Below are 17,592 nucleotides of genomic sequence, written 5' to 3'. Positions count from 1 at the left end.
TTGGTTATTCGGCTAGCCAACGCCACCTCTGCATCTGTACCGCCGCGTACAATTATTTCCCGTTACCCCCTTTTCGTTGTCACGCAACACCCCCATAGTGACTCGCTCACCCTGCGAGGCTTTGCCCGTGTCCATACCCAGTGCCGTCAAGAGCACCCCGATCCGGGAGCGCCAGCAACTCACCGATTACCTTGCCGCGGGCGAGAAACCGCGTGAGGCCTGGCGCATCGGCACCGAGCACGAGAAATTCGGCTTCCTCACCGATACTCTGCGTCCGCCGACCTTCGAGGGCGACCGCGGCATCAAGCTGCTGCTGGAAACGATTGCTACCCGCTACGGCTGGGACGTGGCCCGCGAAGGCGAGAACCCGGTCGCACTGTCACGGAATGCCGCCTCGATCACGCTGGAGCCGGCCGGCCAGCTGGAGCTGTCCGGTGCACCACTGGAGACGATCCACCAGACCTGCTGCGAGGTGAACTCGCATCTGGAAGAGGTGCGCTCGATCGCCGACGGCATGGGCCTCGGCTTCCTCGGCATGGGCTTCCAGCCGAAGTGGCGCCGCGACGAGATGCCGTGGATGCCGAAGGGCCGCTACAAGATCATGCGCGAATACATGCCCAAGGTCGGCTCGCTCGGGCTGGACATGATGACGCGTACCTGCACCGTGCAGGTGAACCTGGATTTCTCCAGCGAAGCGGACATGATCAAGAAATTCCGCGTGAGCCTGGCGCTGCAACCGATCGCCACCGCGCTGTTCGCTGACTCGCCGTTCACCGAAGGACGTCCAAACGGCTATCTGTCGTATCGCTCGCACATCTGGACCGATACCGACCCGCACCGCACGGGGATGTTGGACTTCGTATTCGCCAACGGTTTCGGCTACGAACGCTACGTCGACTACATCCTCGACGTGCCGATGTACTTCAGCTTCCAGGACGGCAAGTACATCGATCTCGCCGGGCAGGACTTCAAGAAGTTCATGGCCGGTGAGCTGCCGATGCTGCCCGGCGCCAAGGCAAACATGAAAGACTTCGCCGACCATCTCACCACCGCATTCCCCGAGGTTCGCCTCAAGCAGTACCTGGAGATGCGTGGCGCCGACGGCGGTCCGTGGAATCGCTTGTGCGCGCTGCCAGCGTTCTGGGTCGGCCTGCTCTATGACGACGAGGCGTTGGATGCGGCGTGGGATCTGGTCAAGGATTTCAGCCGCGAGGAACGCCACGCGCTGCGCGATGGCGTGCCGAAGCATGCGCTGAAGCTGCCGTTCCGCAACGGCACCGTGCGCGATCTCGCCGAAGAAGCACTGAAGATCGCCGGCCACGGCCTCAAGCGTCGCGCCCGCCTCAACAAGAACGGTGCCGACGAGAGCATCTTCCTCGAGCCGATGATCGAGATCGTGCAGGCCAACCAGACGCCAGCCGAGCGCAAGCTGGAGCTGTTCCACGGTGCGTGGAACGGCAGCGTCGACCCGGTGTTCCGCGAGTTCGCCTACTGACGGCACGCTCCACTGCCCCGAAAACTCCCTATACCGTCATTCCGGCGTAGGCCGGAATCGCTTTTCAGCAGCGAAGCCGGTTATCGCACTTTCGTCGCGCAATCGGATGCCGCCAACAAAGCCAATGCGATTCCGGCCTACGCCGGAATGACGAGCTTGGGGATTCCTTGAGTTCGGAGCATTGATCCAACCCCTGCAAGCAGGGGAGGGAGCAAAGCGACCATGCCGCCCCAGCGCAAACCGCTATGATCGTTGCTCTTCCCCATCCGTCAGCGCCACAAGGACGACCGATGCTCAACACACAACACCTCACCTTGAGCCTTGCTTCTCTGTTGATCGCTGCATGCCTGGCGCCCGCCACCCACGCGCAGGATGCCATCGCACCCATCCTCAGCCAGACCGAATTCAACCAATGCCTTACCGGGCTGCAGCACAGCAGCGACTTCGCACGCATCAGCAATGACACGTGGAAGCAGTACACGACGAATCTCGCACCCGACGGCAGCATCCTGCCCTTGCTCGACAAGCAGCCTGAATTCACGCTACCAGCGTGGGATTACATGGCGATGCTGGTGGACAAGGAGCGCGTGGCCGATGGCCGCGCCGCGTACCAGCAATGGCTGCCCGTGCTGCGCCAGATCCAGAGCCGCTACGGCGTCGATCCGGCGATCGTGGTCAGCGTGTGGGGCGTGGAGAGCAATTTCGGCAAGATCACCGGCGGCCGGCCGCTGGTGCAGTCGCTGGGCACGCTGTCGTGCTTCGGGCGGCGGCAGGCGTATTTCCGCACCGAATTCGCCGCGGCGCTGCAGATCCTGCAGAACGGCGACATCGCACCGGACAAGCTCAACGGCTCATGGGCTGGTGCGTTCGGGCAAACCCAGTTCATGCCCAGCACCTTCTTGCACACCGCCGTCGATTTCGACGGTGACGGTCACCGCGACGTGGTCGGCAGCGTGCCCGATGCGCTGGCTTCCACCGCCAACTTCCTGCATCAGGCGGGTTATCGCACGGGCGAGCCGTGGGGCCTGGAGGTGAAGTTGCCGGCCGGCTATGCGGGCAGCTCCGCCCGCAAGAACAAGCACGATGTCGCGTACTGGACCGCGCAGGGCATCACCCAAGCCAACGGCAAGCCGCTGCCGTCGAACCTGCCCGACACCGGCCTGCTGCTGCCCACCGGCACGCAAGGCCCGGCGTTCCTGACCGGCAAGAACTTCGACACCATCTACAGCTACAACGCCAGCGAAAACTACGCGCTGGCGATCGCGCAGTTGTCCACCTTGGTCGGCAGCCATGGCGACAACATCGGCTTCGTCACCCCGTGGCCTACCGACGATCCAGGCCTGTCCCGTGCGAAAAACCGTGAGCTGCAAACCCTGCTGCAGGCCCGCGGCTACGACATCGGCACGCCCGACGGCCTGATCGGTGCCAAGACGCGTGTCGCGATCCGCGCCGAGCAGGGTCGACTTGGCATGCCGGTCGATGGACGTGCGGGGCAGAAATTTCTCACGGCGTTGCGCGCGCAACCAAGCACGACTCACTGATCAGCCATCTCGCAATCGGCAAGTCCGGCGGAAGTTGCGCTACGCCGGAAGGTTCCGTGTCAGCCGATCAGGCAGAAGCCCTATCCACCAACCACCGACCACGCGACCGACTCGCCGGCCCGCATCGGCTTGCAGGTGGATCCGGCCAGGGGATATTCGTCCGGCACGATCCATGGCGTGCGTTCGAGCGCGATGCGATCCTGGTTGCGCGGCAGACGGTAGAAGTCCGGGCCATGGAAGCTGGCAAACGCTTCGAGCCGATCTAAGCTGCCCACCTGATCGAACGCCTCGGCATACAGCTCCAGCGCCGCATGGGCCGTATAGAGCCCCGCGCACCCGCAGTCCGCTTCCTTCGCTTCGCGCGGATGCGGCGCGCTGTCCGTGCCGAGGAAGAAGTGCGGATCGCCGCTGGTGGCCGCCTGCAGCAAGGCAGCACGATGCGTCTCCCGCTTGAGGATCGGGGCGCAGTAGTTGTGCGGACGGATGCCACCCTCGAACAGCGCGTTGCGGTTGAGTAGCAGATGATGCGCGGTGATGGTGGCGCCCACGTTGGCCGGGGCGCCACGGACAAATTCGACTGCATCACGGGTGGTGATGTGCTCAAGCACCATGCGCAAGCCGGGGAAACGGGCCTGCAGCGGCATCAGATGACGGTCGATGAAAACGCGCTCTCGATCGAAGATGTCGATGTCCGGGTCGGTGACCTCGCCATGCAGCAGCAAGGGCAGTTCGTGCTTCTCCATCGCTTCGAGTACGTGATACACCCGCGACAGCTCGCGCACGCCGGACTGTGAATTGGTGGTGGCACCCGCGGGGTAATACTTGACCGCAAAGACGCTGTCGCTGTCCCTGGCGCGGATGATCTCCTCGGCCGGGGTGCTCTCGGTGAGGTACAGCGTCATCAGCGGCTGGAAGCGCATGCCCGCCGGCAAGCTCGCCAGAATCCGTCGCCGATACTCTTCCGCCTGCGCGACCGTCGTCACCGGCGGCTTCAGGTTCGGCATCACGATGGCGCGCGCAAAGCGCTGCGCGGTGTGTCCGATCACCGAGGCCAGCGTCTCGCCATCGCGAAGATGCAGATGCCAGTCATCGGGGCGTGTGATTTCAAGACGCGTGGGTGTCATGGCTTGCGGACTCGGAATGGGTATCGTGAGAAGAACACAGCAGATGTCAGGACTGGTTACCTGGCGGACATATGCCGGATGTCTCGTGTCATGGCTGCCAATGGCACATGATATCGCACCACCCATCCCCATCTACCGTGCTTCATCCTCGTGGAGAGTCCGCCATGCCACTGGTTCGCATCTCACTCCGTCGCGGCAAGTCGCCCGCCCACCTCGCCGCCCTGCGCAACGGCATCTACCAGGCCATGCGCGAAGCCTTCAACGTGCCGGAGAACGACCGCTTCATCCTGGTCAGCCAGCACGACGCCGACGAGTTCGACTACGACCCGAACTATCTCAGCGTCGATCGCAGCGACGATCTGGTGATCGTGCAGATCACCTGCAACAGCGGCCGCACAGTGGAGCAGAAGCAGGCGCTGTACCGGGGCATCGCAGAGAAGTTTTCCGCCGACCCGGGCCTGCGTCCCGAGGATGTATTCATCAATCTGGTCGAGGTGGCGAAGGAGAACTGGTCGTTCGGGAATGGTGTCGCACAGTACGCGTGAAGTTCTTTTCGGCTAACGGCGAATGATCACTCACGGCCATTAACGGACATTCACCACTTGAATTATGAGACACGCAGTAAGCACGTGTGCTTGACCGAGAGCTTACCGAAGGAGCTTGAGACTCTGCTGATTGTCTGCGGATTCATTGGCGACAATTTGCTCTAAGTTTTCCTGTGCCTGAGCAGGATTGACGGTATTCAGGTACTCGATGTAGTTCTGTCTGCTTTTCTCGGCATGTTCTAAGAAGAAGAATTCATTGCCGCAAGCTACGCGCATCGCTTGAACAGCATTGTCAATTCGCTCTCCACGCCAAAGTTGGTGATAGAGCGTTGCATAGGCGACAGCCGTCTCTCCCCAAGTAGGTTGAGCACCACAGCCAATAAGAGCGAAGTATGGAAGATCGGATTCCTCCGGATGCATAGCCATGCGAGTCCCTGAATAGCCTTCGCAGCTGGACATGCAGACGACTAGCGATCCACCAAGAGCTTGGTTTATCGGACGAAGTAGGTCTTTGAGTTGCACCCAACTCATGTTGTAACCGTCTGAGAGTTGGATACCGTTGGCGTCGCCATGCGCACTGATATGCAAAAGCGGAATGAAACCTGGCATCTGGCCCATCGCTTCCGACAAGCCGACCTTGAGACATGCGTCAAACGCGAGAAAGGATATTGCTGTCTTGACGGTGCACTTGATGCCGTTTAGCTCCACCGCCTGCCGAACGATTTCGCCTTCGCTTCGCCTGTGATAGAGGTCGACAGCTGAAGGCGACTCGATTACGAAGACGAAGAACTTGATGCGTTGCTCTGGCGGAAGTGGCGGCATTGGGTCTCCAGCGCTCTAACGCTTAAGTTAATTGGCGGCCAGCACACGCAGCCACTTGGATTAGTTGTCGGGCCATATGTTGGTGGGGGTATGGCCGTGAGTTGCCTCCGGTTTCATTGACGCTCAGTGTAGATACCAATGGCTGCTACGGATCGATAACTGACGTCACAAAGCAAACTTCATTTACTCCCCACGCAGCCACCGCGCCGCATCGATTGCGTAGTACGTAAGAATCGCATCCGCCCCCGCCCGCTTCATCGCCGTAAGCGATTCCAGCACTACCGCCTTCTCCTCCAGCCACCCATTCTGAGACGCGGCCTTCAGCATCGCGTACTCGCCACTGACCTGATACACGAAGGTCGGCACGCCGAACGTGTCCTTCACCCGGCGCACGATGTCCAGATACGGCAGGCCCGGCTTCACCATCACCGCGTCGGCGCCTTCGTTGATGTCCAGCTCGACTTCGTGCAGTGCCTCGTCGCTGTTGGCAACGTCCATCTGGTAGGTGTGCTTGTTGCCCTTGCCAAGGTTCGCCGACGAGCCCACTGCATCGCGGAACGGGCCGTAGAACGCAGAGGCGTATTTCGCCGAGTAGGCGAGGATGCGCGTGTGAATATGACCGGCTTCTTCCAGCGCCTCGCGGATTGCGCCGATGCGGCCGTCCATCATGTCCGACGGCGCCACGAAATCCATGCCGGCCTCGGCCTGCGCCAGCGACATCTTGATCAACGCCTCGACGGTGGGCTCGTTCATCACGTAGCCGGTGTCGTCGATCAGGCCGTCCTGGCCGTGCGTGGTGTACGGATCGAGCGCGACATCGCCGATCAAACCCAGCTCCGGATACTTCGCCTTCAGCGCGCGGGTGGCGCGCTGCATCAGGCCCTGCGGATTCCACGCCTCGGCGGCGTCCTCGCTCTTCACTGCCGAACCCGGCGACGGGAACAATGCCAGCGCCGGGATACCGAGTCGCACGCATTCGCCAGCGAGCTTCAGCAGCTCGTCGATCGACAGCCGATCCACACCCGGCATCGACGGCACCGCTTCGCGCTGGCCTTCGCCTTCGATCACGAACGCGACCATGATCAGGTCGCTTGCCAGCAAGGTGTTCTCGCGCATCAGCGCGCGGGAAAAGGCGTCGTGACGCATGCGACGCATGCGGATGGCGGGAAAGCTCATGGCGGATCCTGACGGGTGATATCCCGGCCATTTTAGGCCACAACGCAAAGCCTGCGGCCGCGCTGCGACATTGGTTGCACCCACGTGATCGCCGATTCGATCGACCACGACACTTTTCCGTAACGTTTTCCGGTGCACCCTCGACATCACGACCCGCCGTTTCCCCACCGGAGGATGCACCATGAGCAAGACCACGCCCACCGACTCTGCCAACTGGCATCTGCCGGCCAGCGCCCGTTACCTGGGTCCGCATGCCTCGGATGAAACGCTCGATGTAACCCTGGTACTGCGGCGCAAGAACGCGCTGGGCAAACTGGCACCTTCAGCATCGCGCAGCGCCCGGCATGCCGATTTCGTGGCGCGCTACGGCGCCGATCCGGCCGATGTGGAGCGCCTGCGCAGCTTCAGCCGTCAGCATGGCCTGCAGGAACTGGCTTGCGAGCCGGGACGACGCACACTGCATCTGCGTGGTACTGCGCAAGCGTTGCAGCAGGCGTTCGGCGTGCAGCTCGGGCATTACGAGCTCACCCTTGGCGGGGCGTCCTATGTCGGCTCCGCGCAGGCACCGACCCTGCCCGATCCTGCGGTGATCGCCGTATTGGGACTGGATCAACGCCCGGTCGCACAGCCGCATTTCCGCATCGCGCAGGCAGAGCCGGCCAATACCTATACGCCGCTGCAGGTCGGCCAGTTGTACAACTTTCCCGCTGGCGACGGCACTGGCCAGATCATTGCAATCATCGAACTCGGCGGCGGTTATGTGCAGGCCGATCTGGACACCTACTTCAGCGGACTCGGCCTGAAAACACCTTCCATCACTGCGGTTTCGGTCGACAGCGGCAGCAACCAGCCCGGCGGCGATGCGGATGCGGAAGTGATGCTGGACATCGAGGTCTCCGGTGCGCTCGCACCAGCGGCGCAGTTAGTCGTCTACTTCGGCGGGAACACCGACCAAGGTTTCTATAACGCGATCTCGCAGGCCGCGCACAGCACCACCCAGCCGGCCACGGTGATGTCGATCAGCTGGGGCGGCCCCGAAAGCGGCTGGAGCACGGCCTCGCGCAATGCAATGGAAACCGCGCTGGAGGATGCTGCCGCGCTCGACGTGACGGTGACCGTGGCGGCCGGCGACAACGGCTCCAGCGATGGCGTCAGTGGCGGCCAGCCGACCGTGGATTTCCCCGCCTCCAGCCCGTCCGTGCTGGGCTGCGGCGGCACCGAGCTGATCAGCAGCGGCAGCACGATCAGCAGCGAGGTGGTGTGGAACGAGACCGCCGGCAACGAGGGCGCCACCGGCGGCGGTGTCAGCACCGTGTTCGCGCTGCCCGCATGGCAAGCGACATCGAAGGTCCCAGCAGCACCGGGCGGTTTCGTCGGGCGCGGCGTGCCCGATGTCGCCGGCAACGCGGATCCGCTCACGGGTTACAGCGTGCTGGTCGACGGCCAGACCGAGGTCATCGGCGGCACCAGTGCGGTCGCGCCGCTGTGGGCTGGACTGGTGGCGCGCCTCAACCAGCAGCTCGGCCACTCGCTGGGTGCCGCCAATGCCGCGCTGTACGCCATCGGCGAAACAGCGTTCCACGACATCACGCAAGGCAACAACGGCAGCTACACCGCCGGCCCGGGCTGGGACGCCTGCACCGGCCTGGGTAGCCCGAACGGGCAGGCCCTGCTCAGCGCGTTACAGGGCGCGACGGGCAGCCCTGCACCCTCCCCCTCAGGCCACGAGCCCAAGGGCGGCAGCCACAAACCGCCTGTTTCCGGCGGCAAGCACAAGGGCAAATCGTAAGCTGATCCGGGCCAGCCAATGCCACGCGCCAGCACCCCGGATTGACCGGGTGCTGGACGCTGGTCAGCATTCACGGCAGGCTTGCTGTTTTAGCAACATCACATGGAGTTCCGATGCACGTCCCCGCCCCGACCCTGCTCGCCGATCTCGGTGGCACCAACGTGCGCTTTGCGATTTCGGACCCGGCGGCGAGCATGCCGTTTCAAATGGACAACGTGCGGCGTTATCAGGTCCGTGATTTCGCTTCGCTGGCCGACGCCATCCGCCAGTACTTCGTCGACAGCGGGCTGCAGGCACAGCATGCACTGATCGCCGCCGCCGGCCGCATCAGCGATGGCGAGACGGTGCAGATCACCAACAATCCATGGGCTATTTCGGCGCGCAAGCTGCAGGCCGAGCTGAATTTGCAATCCGTGCGCCTGGTCAACGATTTTGCGGCGCAAAGCATGGCAGTGATGTTGCTGCAGCCGGCTGATCTGGTACCGGTCGGCAAGCTGCCGTTGCCGAAGCTGGGTGCTAAGGAAGAACAGACCTTTGTGATCGTCGGCCCCGGCACCGGACTCGGTGTCGGCGGCCTGTTGCTGCGTCAGGGCAAGTGCAGCGTGCTGCAGACCGAAGGTGGTCACGCCGGCTTCGCCGCGCACACGCCCGAGGACATCGAAATACTCAAGCGCCTCAACCAGCGCTACGGCCGGGTGTCCAACGAACGGCTGGTCTGCGGCAATGGTCTGGTGGATTTGTATACCGTGCTCTGCGAAATCGCCGGGCACACTCCCGAGCCGCTGAAACCCGAAGACATCAGCGCGCGTGCCAACGCGAACAGCGATCCGATGTGCGTGCAGGTGGTGGAAACCTTCGCCGGCATCTTCGGCAGCGTCGCCGGCGACCTGGTGATGACCCTGGGCGCATGGGATGGCGTGTATCTCACCGGCGGTCTGGTACCGATTCTGTTGCCGTGGATGGAGCGTGGCAATTTCCGCGAGCGCTTCGAGGCCAAGGGGCGCTTCCGCGTCACTATGGAACAGGTGCCGACGCAGGCAATCATGAATCCCGAACCGGGCCTGATCGGCGCCGCCGCACTGGCCGTGGTGGAATCCGGCGGTTCGCTATTGCACCGTCACGACTAGCATGTTCCCCGGGCTCATCACATTCTGCGTGACACCATCGATGACTGATTTTCAGCATCACCGGCACATCCATGTCGCTCGATAGAACCGCCCTCCTGTTCGATCTCGACGGCACCCTCGTCGACAGCGTCTACCAGCATGTACTGGCCTGGAAGGAGTCGCTGGATGCCGAGGGTGTGCACATTTCAGTGTGGCGCATCCACCGCCGCATCGGCATGAGCGGCGGCCTGTTTCTCAACATGCTGCAGCGCGAAACCGGCATCACGATGAGCGAAGAGACGCTGCTGCGGCTGCGTCACAACCACGCCGCCGCTTTCGGACGGCTGGCCGCCGCCGATGCGGTGCGACCGCTACCCGGAGCGCGAGAACTGCTGGATTTCCTGACGAAGAATAAATTTCCCTGGGCGATTGCCACCAGCGGCCGCATGGAAACCGCGCACCACAATCTCGTTGCGCTCGGCGTCGATCCATCGAAGGTTCCCGTGGTCACTCGCGATCAGGTGCGGCACGCAAAGCCGGACCCCGACCTGTTCATCGCCGCCGCCGAACGGCTGGGCGTGAACATCCAGCACTCGCTGGTGATCGGTGACAGCGTCTGGGACATGATCGCTGCGCAGCGCGCCCGCGCACTCGGCGTCGGCTTGCTCTCCGGTGGCTATGGCATAGCCGAACTGCAGCAGGCCGGCGCGTTCCGCGTCTACGAAGATCCTGCCGACATGCTGCGCAATATCGACGAAATCACTACGCGGGATTGAATCTGCCTAGGGATGACTTCGGTACGTCGAAAATCTGAATCAGATTTTCTTTCATCCCGGCGCCAGCAGCGCATCCAGGTCGCCCTGATCGAAGCTGAGCTTCTCGCGACTGCCGCCGCCTTCCAGCACCGCGGCGGCCAATTCGGCCTTGCGTGCTTTCAATTCCTCGATGCGCTCCTCCACCGTGCCTGACGTGATCAGGCGGAACACGAACACCGGTTTGTCCTGCCCAATGCGATGCGCGCGATCGCTGGCTTGCGCCTCGGCGGCAGGATTCCACCACGGGTCGTAGTGGATCACGGTGTCGGCGGCGGTGAGGTTGAGGCCGACGCCGCCGGCCTTCAGCGACAGCAGAAACAACGGTACTTCGCCGTTCTGGAAACGCTGCACCGGTTCGGCGCGGTCGCGCGTCTCACCGGTGAGAGTGACATAGCGGATACGTTTGCGATCGAGCTCGGCAGCAATCAGTTTCAGCATGCCGGTGAACTGCGAGAACAGCAGCACCTTGCGGCCTTCATCGAGCAGCGCCGGCAGCATGTCCATCAGCAGTTCGAATTTCGCCGATTCGTGCACGCCGCGCGCCACCTCGAGTTTCACCAGGCGCGGGTCACAGCAGACCTGGCGCAACTTGAGCAGCGCATCGAGCACCACGATGCCCGAGTGCGCGATACCGCGCTGGGCGATCACCTCGCGCAACTCCTCCGCCAGTGACAGGCGCAGGCCTTCGTAGAGATCGCGCTGGCGACCTTCCAGCACCACGCGGCGGGTGATCTCGGTCTTCGGCGGCAATTCCTGCGCGACCTGCCCCTTGGTCCGGCGCAGGATGAAGGGCGCAAGACGCAGGTTCAGCCGCTGCTGGCATTCTTCGTCGTGCTGCTTTTCGATCGGCACACGGTAATGCCGGCGGAACGCACCTTCATCGCCGAGCAGGCCGGGTACCGCCAGGTCGACTTGCGACCACAGCTCGCCGAGATGGTTTTCCAGTGGCGTACCGGTGAGGCAGACGTAGCGGGAGGTACGCAGGCTGAGCAGCGCGCGGCGCGCCTGCGTGCGTGGATTTTTCACCTGCTGCGCCTCGTCCAGCACGATCAGCTCAAACAGTTGCTTGCGCAGCGGCAGTACGTCGCGTGGCAACAGTGCATAGCTGGTCAGCACGATGTCCTGCGCGCCGAGCTGGGCAAATTCTTCGGCGCGCTGCGGCCCATGCAAGGTCAGCACGTGCAGGCTCGGCGCAAAGCGGGCGATCTCCGATTGCCAGTTCGGAATCAGGCTGGTCGGCACCACGATCAGCGCCGGCTGGGTCAGCGCGCCGCTCTGCTTCAGCGAGAGCAGGTGGGTGATCAGCTGCAGCGTCTTGCCCAGACCCATGTCGTCGGCCAACACACCGCCCACGCCCGCTTCGGCCAGCGCGTTCAACCAGCGCAGGCCCTCGCGCTGATAAGGCCGCAGTTCCACCGTGAGTCCTTCCGGCACGACATCGCTGGCGCGTTCGGCGGCGTCGCGCAAGCGCGCGGCAAATCCAAGCAGCGGCTCGGACGCTTCCAGCGTGCTGCCACCGGGCATCGCCTTGACCAGCTCTTCCAGTCGCCCCGCCTGCACCCGTGGCAGATGCAGTTTCTTGCGCGGCTTTTCCAGATATTCGGCCAGTGGTGCCAGCAGGCCGCGCAGCTCTTTCAGACGCACCGGCACGCGACGGCGCGCATCGACCGGCGCATACCAGACCGCATCTTCCGGCTCGTTCGGCGCGGGGCTCAGGTTCAACTGATGCTCGGCCAATGCCTGCGCCACGGCCGGCAGCAGGTTGTGCCGCTGACCGTCCACCTCGATGCCGATTTCCAGATCGAAGGCGTGATCGTCGGCATCTTCCACTGCGTGGCCATACCAGTGCACCGGACCTTCCAGCACTTCGAATGGAAAGCTCGGTGCGTACTCGACCTGGAAGTTTTCCAATTCGAGCTTCGGCCGCAGCGCCAGCCAGCGCGCCGGCGTGTTGACCTCCAGCGCGCCAGCGTAGCCGGTGCCGGGGAACAGCCACGCATCATCCGGCAAGGTATCGGCGACGTCCCATGGCAGACCTTCGGTGTCCACGCCGGGGGTAAGGCCGGCGCGTTCGAGCTGTTCCATCGCGGACAGTTCTTCGGCACGGCGGCGGGTGATTTCGACCAACTGGCCGTTGCGCACACGACGCACCAGTGGCTCGCCGCCGCGGCCGGGCAGACGCTCGCCGGCATAGTCGAAGGCCAGCCGCGCATAGCCCAGCGGCGGCGTGCCGGCGGCCAGCCGTGCGTGCCGGGTCAGTGCGTGCAGGACCAGCACCGGCTTCGGTGCCAGCTGCGAGCGGCGCAGCTCGCCGAACACCTGCGGCAACGGCACCCGTGTGGCCAGGCGGCTGCCCGGCAGGCGATTGCGCAGGCGGCGGCCGTGCTCATGCTTGAGCGACGGCAGTTCCAGCCAGTGAGTCTCCTCGGCCGCGGCGTCGAACAGGCCCAGCGTGGCGCGCTCGGCGTCGAGGTACCACAGGCTGTCGAGGCGCAGCAGGCGCTGGCTGTGCGGCATCAACGGCAGCAGGCGTTGGCTGCCGTCAGGCTCCATCTGCCAATGCCAGTTGAGCTGGTGTGACTTGCCGCGCGACAGCCGCAAGCCGGCCAGGCCGCCAAGGAAGCACGGCGCGGTATCGAGAATCTCGGCCAGCAAGGTGTCGCCGACATGACCGCTGAGGCGCGCATAGCTGCGGCTCTTGCGCACGCTCTGTGGCAGCCCGAGCATGGTGGCGGCGAGCCGCTGCTCGTGTGGCGGCAGCGTGGACTGCGCCAGGTGCCGGCTGTCCATCGGTATGGGCCGCGCGTAGCGGCCGTGCTCGGCCACGCTCAGCAGTACCGGCGCCACATCCAGCCGGGCAAACGCGGCGCCTTCTTCCGGCACTACGTCCAGAAAGAAACCGAGTACGCCGCGATCTTCAACCGCGACCGGTTTTGGCGCCGCCAGCAACCGTCGCCATGCCTGCGGCAGGGCTTCGTCGTCGCCGACTGGCGTTGTGGTGGCGTGCTGCTTCTCGTCCGGTTGCTGCATGCGCATGCGATCCGTGGCGACAACCAAAACGATGAGCTTAGCAGTGCCGGGGCTCCGTGCGGCGTCATTGCGTGGCCGATCTTGTCAGACCGTGCTGCAGTTCGCCGGCGGACTCAGGCGGTGCCGAACAGGCCGCGCGGGTATTCCGGTTTCTGCACGCGCGCCATCAGCGCCTTGAGTCCGTTGACCGGCGTCACCTCGCCATGCAGCACCGCGCGTACGCCGGCACTGATTGGCAGATCCAGCCCATGCTTGTCGGCCAGTCGCGCCACTTCGTCGGCGGTGAGGATGCTTTCCACCACCTGGCCGATCCGGCGCACTGCTTCGTCGATCGCGATGCCCTGTCCCAGCGCAAGGCCGAGACGGCGGTTGCGCGACAGATCACCAGTACAGGTCAGCACCAGATCGCCAAGGCCGGATAGGCCAATCAGCGTCTCCGGCCGTGCACCAAGCGCCACGCCAAGACGCAGCATCTCGTTCATGCCGCGGGTGATCAAGCCGGCACGGGCATTCAGGCCCAGCTCCATGCCATCGGCGATACCGGTGGCCACCGCCAACACGTTCTTCATCGCGCCGCCGAGTTCGGCGCCGAGCATGTCGCTGCCGGAATACGCACGCAGGTTCGGCGCATGCAGCAGGCTGGCCAGTTGATGCGCAAACGCGCTGTCGTCCGAGTGCACGGTAACCGCGCTGGGCAGGCCGGCGGCCACCTCGCGCGCAAACGACGGGCCAGTGATCACCGCCGCGGCACGCCCGGGCAGCTGTCTCGCAACGAGCTCATGCAGGAAGCGCCCGGTGCCGGGTTCAAAACCCTTGGTCGCCCACGCGATCGCGGTATCCGCATCGAGCAGTGGCGCCATCTCGGTCAGCATCGAAGCAAAGGCATGGCTGGGCACCACGATCAGCACGATCCCGGCACCGCGCACGGCGACGGCCAGATCACTCTCGTAACCCAGCTCCACCGGCAATTCGATGTCCGGCAGATAGCGCTGGTTGCAACGGTTTGCCTGCATCGCCGCCAGCGCCGCACGGTCACGCCCCCACAACCGGGTGGGCACCCCGTTGCGCGCCGTCAGGGCCGCCAGCGCGGTGCCCCAGGAACCGGCACCGAGGACGGCCAGGGTCGGACGTTCAGCCATGCCGGATCGCTCAGCTGTTGAGCGTGACCGGAGACTGCCCACCACCCATCGAGCGGCGCTGCTGTTCCGCAAACAGCGCATCGAAGTTGATCGGCTGCAGCAAGAACGGCGGGAAGCCGCCCTCGATCACCAGCGAGGAAATCACCTGGCGGGCGTACGGAAACAGCAGGTTCGGGCAGTAGCTGCCAATGATCCCGGCGTGATCCATCTCGTTGAAGCCAGAGACACCGAACAGGCCGGCCTGCTCCACTTCGGCCAGGTACGCGGTACGCTGCCCGACCGTGCAGGTCAGCGTGAGGCCGAGCACCACTTCGTACAGGCCGTTGCCCAGGTCGGCCGCCCGCTGGGCCAGATTGAGCTGCACCTGCGGCTGTTCCTGCGCGTCGATTTCCTGGAAGATCTGTGGCGCATTTGGTGCCTCGAAGGAGACGTCCTTCACATAGATCTTCTGCAGTACCAGCTGCGGCTGGTTGTCCTGACCGTTGACCTGGTCGTTGGTGCTTACTTCTGCCATCGGGGATCCCTCAAGTTCGGTCTGTCAAAAGAGACCGATTGTTCCATACATCCCCCCGCGACGCACGCCAAGCGGAAGCCCCCTGCCCCGGAAAGATTGCGCACAGCCCTGTTTTTCTGCGAGAATACGCGGCTCGCCTCGATCGACCCGGTGTTTCCGGGTAGTCCGCCACGCGGTACGGACCTCACGATCATGCGTGGCAACAACCTCCAGCATCGCGTGGCGCACAGCGCCGCTGGGCCGATGTCACCCTGGCTAACGGGTGTTTACCGACTTTCAAAGCCCCGGCTTCTGAAGTCATTCAACGGAGGCAAGTCATGGCCCGTGTATGTCAAGTCACCGGTAAGGGTGTGCAGAGCGGCAACAACGTCTCGCACGCCAACAACCGTACCCGTCGCCGCTGGTTGCCGAACCTGCATGAGCGTCGCTTCTGGGTCGCCAGCGAGAATCGCTGGATCAAGCTGCGTGTGTCCAACAACGCCTTGCGCACGATCGACAAGAATGGCATCGAAGCCGTGATTGCCGAAATGCGTGCCCGCGGCGACAAGGTCTGAGGATTAAATCATGGCAAACAAGACCCAAGACAAGATCCGCATGATCTCCTCGGCCGGTACCGGCCACTTCTACACCACGCAGAAGAACAAGAAGAACACGCCGGAAAAGTTCGAGTTCAAGAAGTACGATCCGGTCGTGCGCAAGCACGTGCTCTACAAGGAAGGCAAGATCAAGTGATGTGACGGCCCGCTCGCGCCTGGCGCGAGCGGCTTTGCCGGAACATCATCCCGGCGCAGGCCGGGATCGCTTCTGCTCTTGCTTCCGCATCTGCAACAGCGATATTGACGCCCCAAAAGAAAACCCGCCCCCGTGGCGGGTTTTCTTTTGCCCGCATGGCTACTACTCAAACCAGGGTCTGCATGGCTGATGCGAAAGGCCAGCTCGGGATCCATTCCGCAACCGAAAAGCCAATGACCAGCTTCGATGTTGAAAAGCGATTCCGGCCTTCGCCGGAATGACGACACTGCAAGGAATTTCGAGGTCTCTGGCTACACACTCTCACCGGCCCAAAAAACAAAACCCGCCAGAGGGCGGGTTTTGTCGAAACAGTAACTTGGCTGCAAGCTCAGGCAGTCGCGACCGCGTAGCCCTTGAGCCGCTGGGCAAATTCCTGCAACGTGCGGATGCCGCTTTCCTCGGCTTCGTGGATCCACTGTTGCAGACCCTTCAGCGCCTGCTCTGCACCGCGCTGTTCCATCAACGCCGCAAGGCGGTTGCGGAACTCGAACACGATGGTCAGGGTCGGGCGCTTGGCCAGCACGGCCTGCATGCGCTCGCGACCTTCGCTGTCCAGCCAGCGGCCGCCATCGGCCATGGCCAAGCGGATGCGGCGCGGCATCGACTTGAGGCTTTCGCCGGCATGCAAGGCTTCGTCGCTCAAGGTCGGCACGATCACGCCGCGGTAATAGTCGGTCATCGCCTGGAAGCGGTGGGTCAGCACGGCTTTCAGGGTTTCAGCGTCCGGCAGACGTACGTTCGGGCGCACATCGAGCGACGGTGCCACGCGCAGCACCTTGGCCAGACCGATCGCCCGCAGGCCGCAGATCGCCGCCCAGCCGATATCGAATTCCCACTTGCGCAGCGCGAACTTGGCTGAGCTGGGGAAGGCATGGTGATTGTTGTGCAGCTCTTCACCGCCGATCCAGAAACCCCACGGGATCAGGTTGCGCGCGGTGTCGGCACTCTCGAAGTTGCGGTAGCCGGCCCAGTGGCCGATGCCGTTGACGAAGCCGGCGGCCCAGAACGGGATCCACACCATCTGCACCGCCCACAGCGCGGCGCCGATCACGCCGAACAGCGCGATGCTGATCAGCAGCATCAGGGTCGGGCCCCAGTACGGATGCGCGCCATACACGTTGTGCTCGACCCAGTCATCCGGCGTACCACGGCCGTACTGCTCCATGTCCTGCTTCGACTCGCAGGCATCGCGGTACAGCGAGACGCCGTCCCAGAACACCTTCTTGATGCCGTAGATCATCGGGCTGTGCGGATCTTCCTCGGTCTCGACCTTGGCGTGGTGCTTGCGATGCACTGCGACCCACTCACGGGTGACCATGCCGGTGGTCAGCCAGCCCCAGAAACGGAAGAAATGCGCCAGCACCGGGTGGAAATCCACACCACGATGGGTCTGACTGCGATGCAGATACAGCGTCACCGTGAAGATGGTGAGCTGGGTCACGATCAGCATGTAGACCACGATCTGCCCCCAGCTTGCGCCGGTGAGGCCGTGGTTCAGGAAATTGAGCACTGCATCGAGCATGGAAAACACCGAGTAAGGGACGGAATCAGTCTAATCGAGGGGCTTCCATACCCACCAGCATGGCTTGGCCCACAATGGTACCAGCCAGTCAAGAGGGAGAAGCTAATACGTCGTTAGTTCACGCGCGTGACAATCACCTGTTGTCTAAACAGTGGGGGCACCGTGACAATCAGGCAATGACC

At 63.5% G+C, this 17,592-nt stretch carries 15 protein-coding genes; 8 read left to right on the top strand and 7 right to left on the bottom strand.

All coding sequences use genetic code 11. The features are described 5' to 3' along the window. Positions 1 to 127: 127 nt before the first annotated feature. Together GSQ75_RS16785 and GSQ75_RS16780 are read left to right on the top strand one after the other, a co-directional pair. The gene (locus GSQ75_RS16785) at positions 128 to 1,495 is read left to right on the top strand and encodes a glutamate--cysteine ligase (RefSeq protein WP_158756025.1); all 1,368 of its coding nucleotides are present in this window, start codon (positions 128 to 130) and stop codon (positions 1,493 to 1,495) included. A gap of 290 nt (positions 1,496 to 1,785) precedes the next feature. Next, positions 1,786 to 3,036, top strand: a complete 1,251-nt coding sequence (locus GSQ75_RS16780) for a lytic murein transglycosylase (RefSeq protein WP_158756024.1) — start codon at positions 1,786 to 1,788, stop codon at positions 3,034 to 3,036. Positions 3,037 to 3,116: 80 nt separating this feature from the next. Here GSQ75_RS16780 and pyrC read toward each other — a convergent pair whose 3' ends face one another. Further along, positions 3,117 to 4,160 (bottom strand): dihydroorotase, encoded by a 1,044-nt coding sequence (pyrC, locus tag GSQ75_RS16775; protein ID WP_158756023.1) that lies wholly within the window; start codon positions 4,158 to 4,160, stop codon positions 3,117 to 3,119. Between the two features lie 164 nt (positions 4,161 to 4,324). Between pyrC and GSQ75_RS16770 the strand changes: the two genes are divergently transcribed. After that, positions 4,325 to 4,705 carry a tautomerase family protein gene (locus GSQ75_RS16770; protein WP_158756022.1) on the top strand — a complete coding sequence of 127 codons (381 nt, stop codon included), beginning with the start codon at positions 4,325 to 4,327 and terminating at the stop codon, positions 4,703 to 4,705. Between the two features lie 102 nt (positions 4,706 to 4,807). On the opposite strand, the gene GSQ75_RS16765 is transcribed toward GSQ75_RS16770, so the two are convergent. Further along, entirely contained in the window at positions 4,808 to 5,527 is a 720-nt protein-coding gene (locus GSQ75_RS16765; protein WP_158756021.1) for a hypothetical protein, read from the bottom strand. Between the two features lie 183 nt (positions 5,528 to 5,710). After that, positions 5,711 to 6,703, bottom strand: a complete 993-nt coding sequence (gene hemB / locus GSQ75_RS16760; protein WP_158756020.1) for a porphobilinogen synthase — start codon at positions 6,701 to 6,703, stop codon at positions 5,711 to 5,713. Positions 6,704 to 6,884: 181 nt separating this feature from the next. On the opposite strand from hemB, the gene GSQ75_RS16755 reads away from it, so the two are divergent. The 3 genes from GSQ75_RS16755 to GSQ75_RS16745 all read left to right on the top strand — a co-directional run bounded on the left by GSQ75_RS16755 (position 6,885) and on the right by GSQ75_RS16745 (position 10,374). After that, positions 6,885 to 8,492, top strand: a complete 1,608-nt coding sequence (locus GSQ75_RS16755) for a S53 family peptidase (RefSeq protein WP_158756019.1) — start codon at positions 6,885 to 6,887, stop codon at positions 8,490 to 8,492. Positions 8,493 to 8,605: 113 nt separating this feature from the next. Continuing rightward, positions 8,606 to 9,619 carry a glucokinase gene (gene glk, locus GSQ75_RS16750; RefSeq protein WP_158756018.1) on the top strand — a complete coding sequence of 338 codons (1,014 nt, stop codon included), beginning with the start codon at positions 8,606 to 8,608 and terminating at the stop codon, positions 9,617 to 9,619. A gap of 71 nt (positions 9,620 to 9,690) precedes the next feature. Further along, on the top strand, positions 9,691 to 10,374 hold the full coding sequence (locus tag GSQ75_RS16745) for an HAD family hydrolase (RefSeq protein ID WP_158756017.1): 684 nt from the start codon (positions 9,691 to 9,693) through the stop codon (positions 10,372 to 10,374). Between the two features lie 51 nt (positions 10,375 to 10,425). Here the strand turns inward: GSQ75_RS16745 and GSQ75_RS16740 are convergent, their stop codons facing one another. The 3 genes from GSQ75_RS16740 to secB form a co-directional block, all read right to left on the bottom strand. Beyond that, entirely contained in the window at positions 10,426 to 13,443 is a 3,018-nt protein-coding gene (locus tag GSQ75_RS16740; protein WP_158756173.1) for a DEAD/DEAH box helicase, read from the bottom strand. Positions 13,444 to 13,556: 113 nt separating this feature from the next. After that, complete coding sequence (locus GSQ75_RS16735; RefSeq protein ID WP_158756016.1) at positions 13,557 to 14,582, bottom strand: NAD(P)H-dependent glycerol-3-phosphate dehydrogenase; 1,026 nt, start codon at positions 14,580 to 14,582, stop codon at positions 13,557 to 13,559. Positions 14,583 to 14,592: 10 nt separating this feature from the next. Further along, positions 14,593 to 15,096: a protein-export chaperone SecB gene (gene secB / locus GSQ75_RS16730; RefSeq protein WP_158756015.1), complete on the bottom strand. Its 504-nt coding sequence runs from the start codon at positions 15,094 to 15,096 to the stop codon at positions 14,593 to 14,595. A 317-nt stretch (positions 15,097 to 15,413) separates the two neighbouring features. Here secB and rpmB point away from each other — a divergent pair, with 317 nt between their 5' ends. Together rpmB and rpmG are read left to right on the top strand one after the other, a co-directional pair. After that, complete coding sequence (gene rpmB, locus GSQ75_RS16725; RefSeq protein ID WP_072759006.1) at positions 15,414 to 15,650, top strand: 50S ribosomal protein L28; 237 nt, start codon at positions 15,414 to 15,416, stop codon at positions 15,648 to 15,650. Between the two features lie 10 nt (positions 15,651 to 15,660). After that, positions 15,661 to 15,828, top strand: coding sequence for a 50S ribosomal protein L33 (gene rpmG, locus GSQ75_RS16720; protein ID WP_158756014.1), 168 nt, complete (start codon positions 15,661 to 15,663; stop codon positions 15,826 to 15,828). Between the two features lie 388 nt (positions 15,829 to 16,216). Here rpmG and GSQ75_RS16715 read toward each other — a convergent pair whose 3' ends face one another. Continuing rightward, on the bottom strand, positions 16,217 to 17,410 hold the full coding sequence (locus GSQ75_RS16715) for a fatty acid desaturase (RefSeq protein WP_158756013.1): 1,194 nt from the start codon (positions 17,408 to 17,410) through the stop codon (positions 16,217 to 16,219). Positions 17,411 to 17,592 lie beyond the last annotated feature (182 nt).

Origin of the sequence: Dyella sp. S184, assembly GCF_009766065.1 — a bacterium.
Taxonomy (GTDB): Bacteria; Pseudomonadota; Gammaproteobacteria; order Xanthomonadales; family Rhodanobacteraceae; genus Rhodanobacter.
This window is presented reverse-complemented; position numbering and strand designations above follow the sequence as displayed.

Coding starts and splice junctions, on each gene's coding strand:
- GSQ75_RS16740 (WP_158756173.1), bottom strand. CDS start 13,443: ATGCAGCAACCGGACGAGAAGCAGCACGCCACCACAACGCCAGTCGGC.
- rpmG (WP_158756014.1), top strand. CDS start 15,661: ATGGCAAACAAGACCCAAGACAAGATCCGCATGATCTCCTCGGCCGGT.
- GSQ75_RS16780 (WP_158756024.1), top strand. CDS start 1,786: ATGCTCAACACACAACACCTCACCTTGAGCCTTGCTTCTCTGTTGATC.
- hemB (WP_158756020.1), bottom strand. CDS start 6,703: ATGAGCTTTCCCGCCATCCGCATGCGTCGCATGCGTCACGACGCCTTT.
- secB (WP_158756015.1), bottom strand. CDS start 15,096: ATGGCAGAAGTAAGCACCAACGACCAGGTCAACGGTCAGGACAACCAG.
- GSQ75_RS16745 (WP_158756017.1), top strand. CDS start 9,691: ATGTCGCTCGATAGAACCGCCCTCCTGTTCGATCTCGACGGCACCCTC.
- GSQ75_RS16715 (WP_158756013.1), bottom strand. CDS start 17,410: ATGCTCGATGCAGTGCTCAATTTCCTGAACCACGGCCTCACCGGCGCA.
- rpmB (WP_072759006.1), top strand. CDS start 15,414: ATGGCCCGTGTATGTCAAGTCACCGGTAAGGGTGTGCAGAGCGGCAAC.
- GSQ75_RS16770 (WP_158756022.1), top strand. CDS start 4,325: ATGCCACTGGTTCGCATCTCACTCCGTCGCGGCAAGTCGCCCGCCCAC.
- GSQ75_RS16755 (WP_158756019.1), top strand. CDS start 6,885: ATGAGCAAGACCACGCCCACCGACTCTGCCAACTGGCATCTGCCGGCC.
- GSQ75_RS16765 (WP_158756021.1), bottom strand. CDS start 5,527: ATGCCGCCACTTCCGCCAGAGCAACGCATCAAGTTCTTCGTCTTCGTA.
- pyrC (WP_158756023.1), bottom strand. CDS start 4,160: ATGACACCCACGCGTCTTGAAATCACACGCCCCGATGACTGGCATCTG.
- glk (WP_158756018.1), top strand. CDS start 8,606: ATGCACGTCCCCGCCCCGACCCTGCTCGCCGATCTCGGTGGCACCAAC.
- GSQ75_RS16735 (WP_158756016.1), bottom strand. CDS start 14,582: ATGGCTGAACGTCCGACCCTGGCCGTCCTCGGTGCCGGTTCCTGGGGC.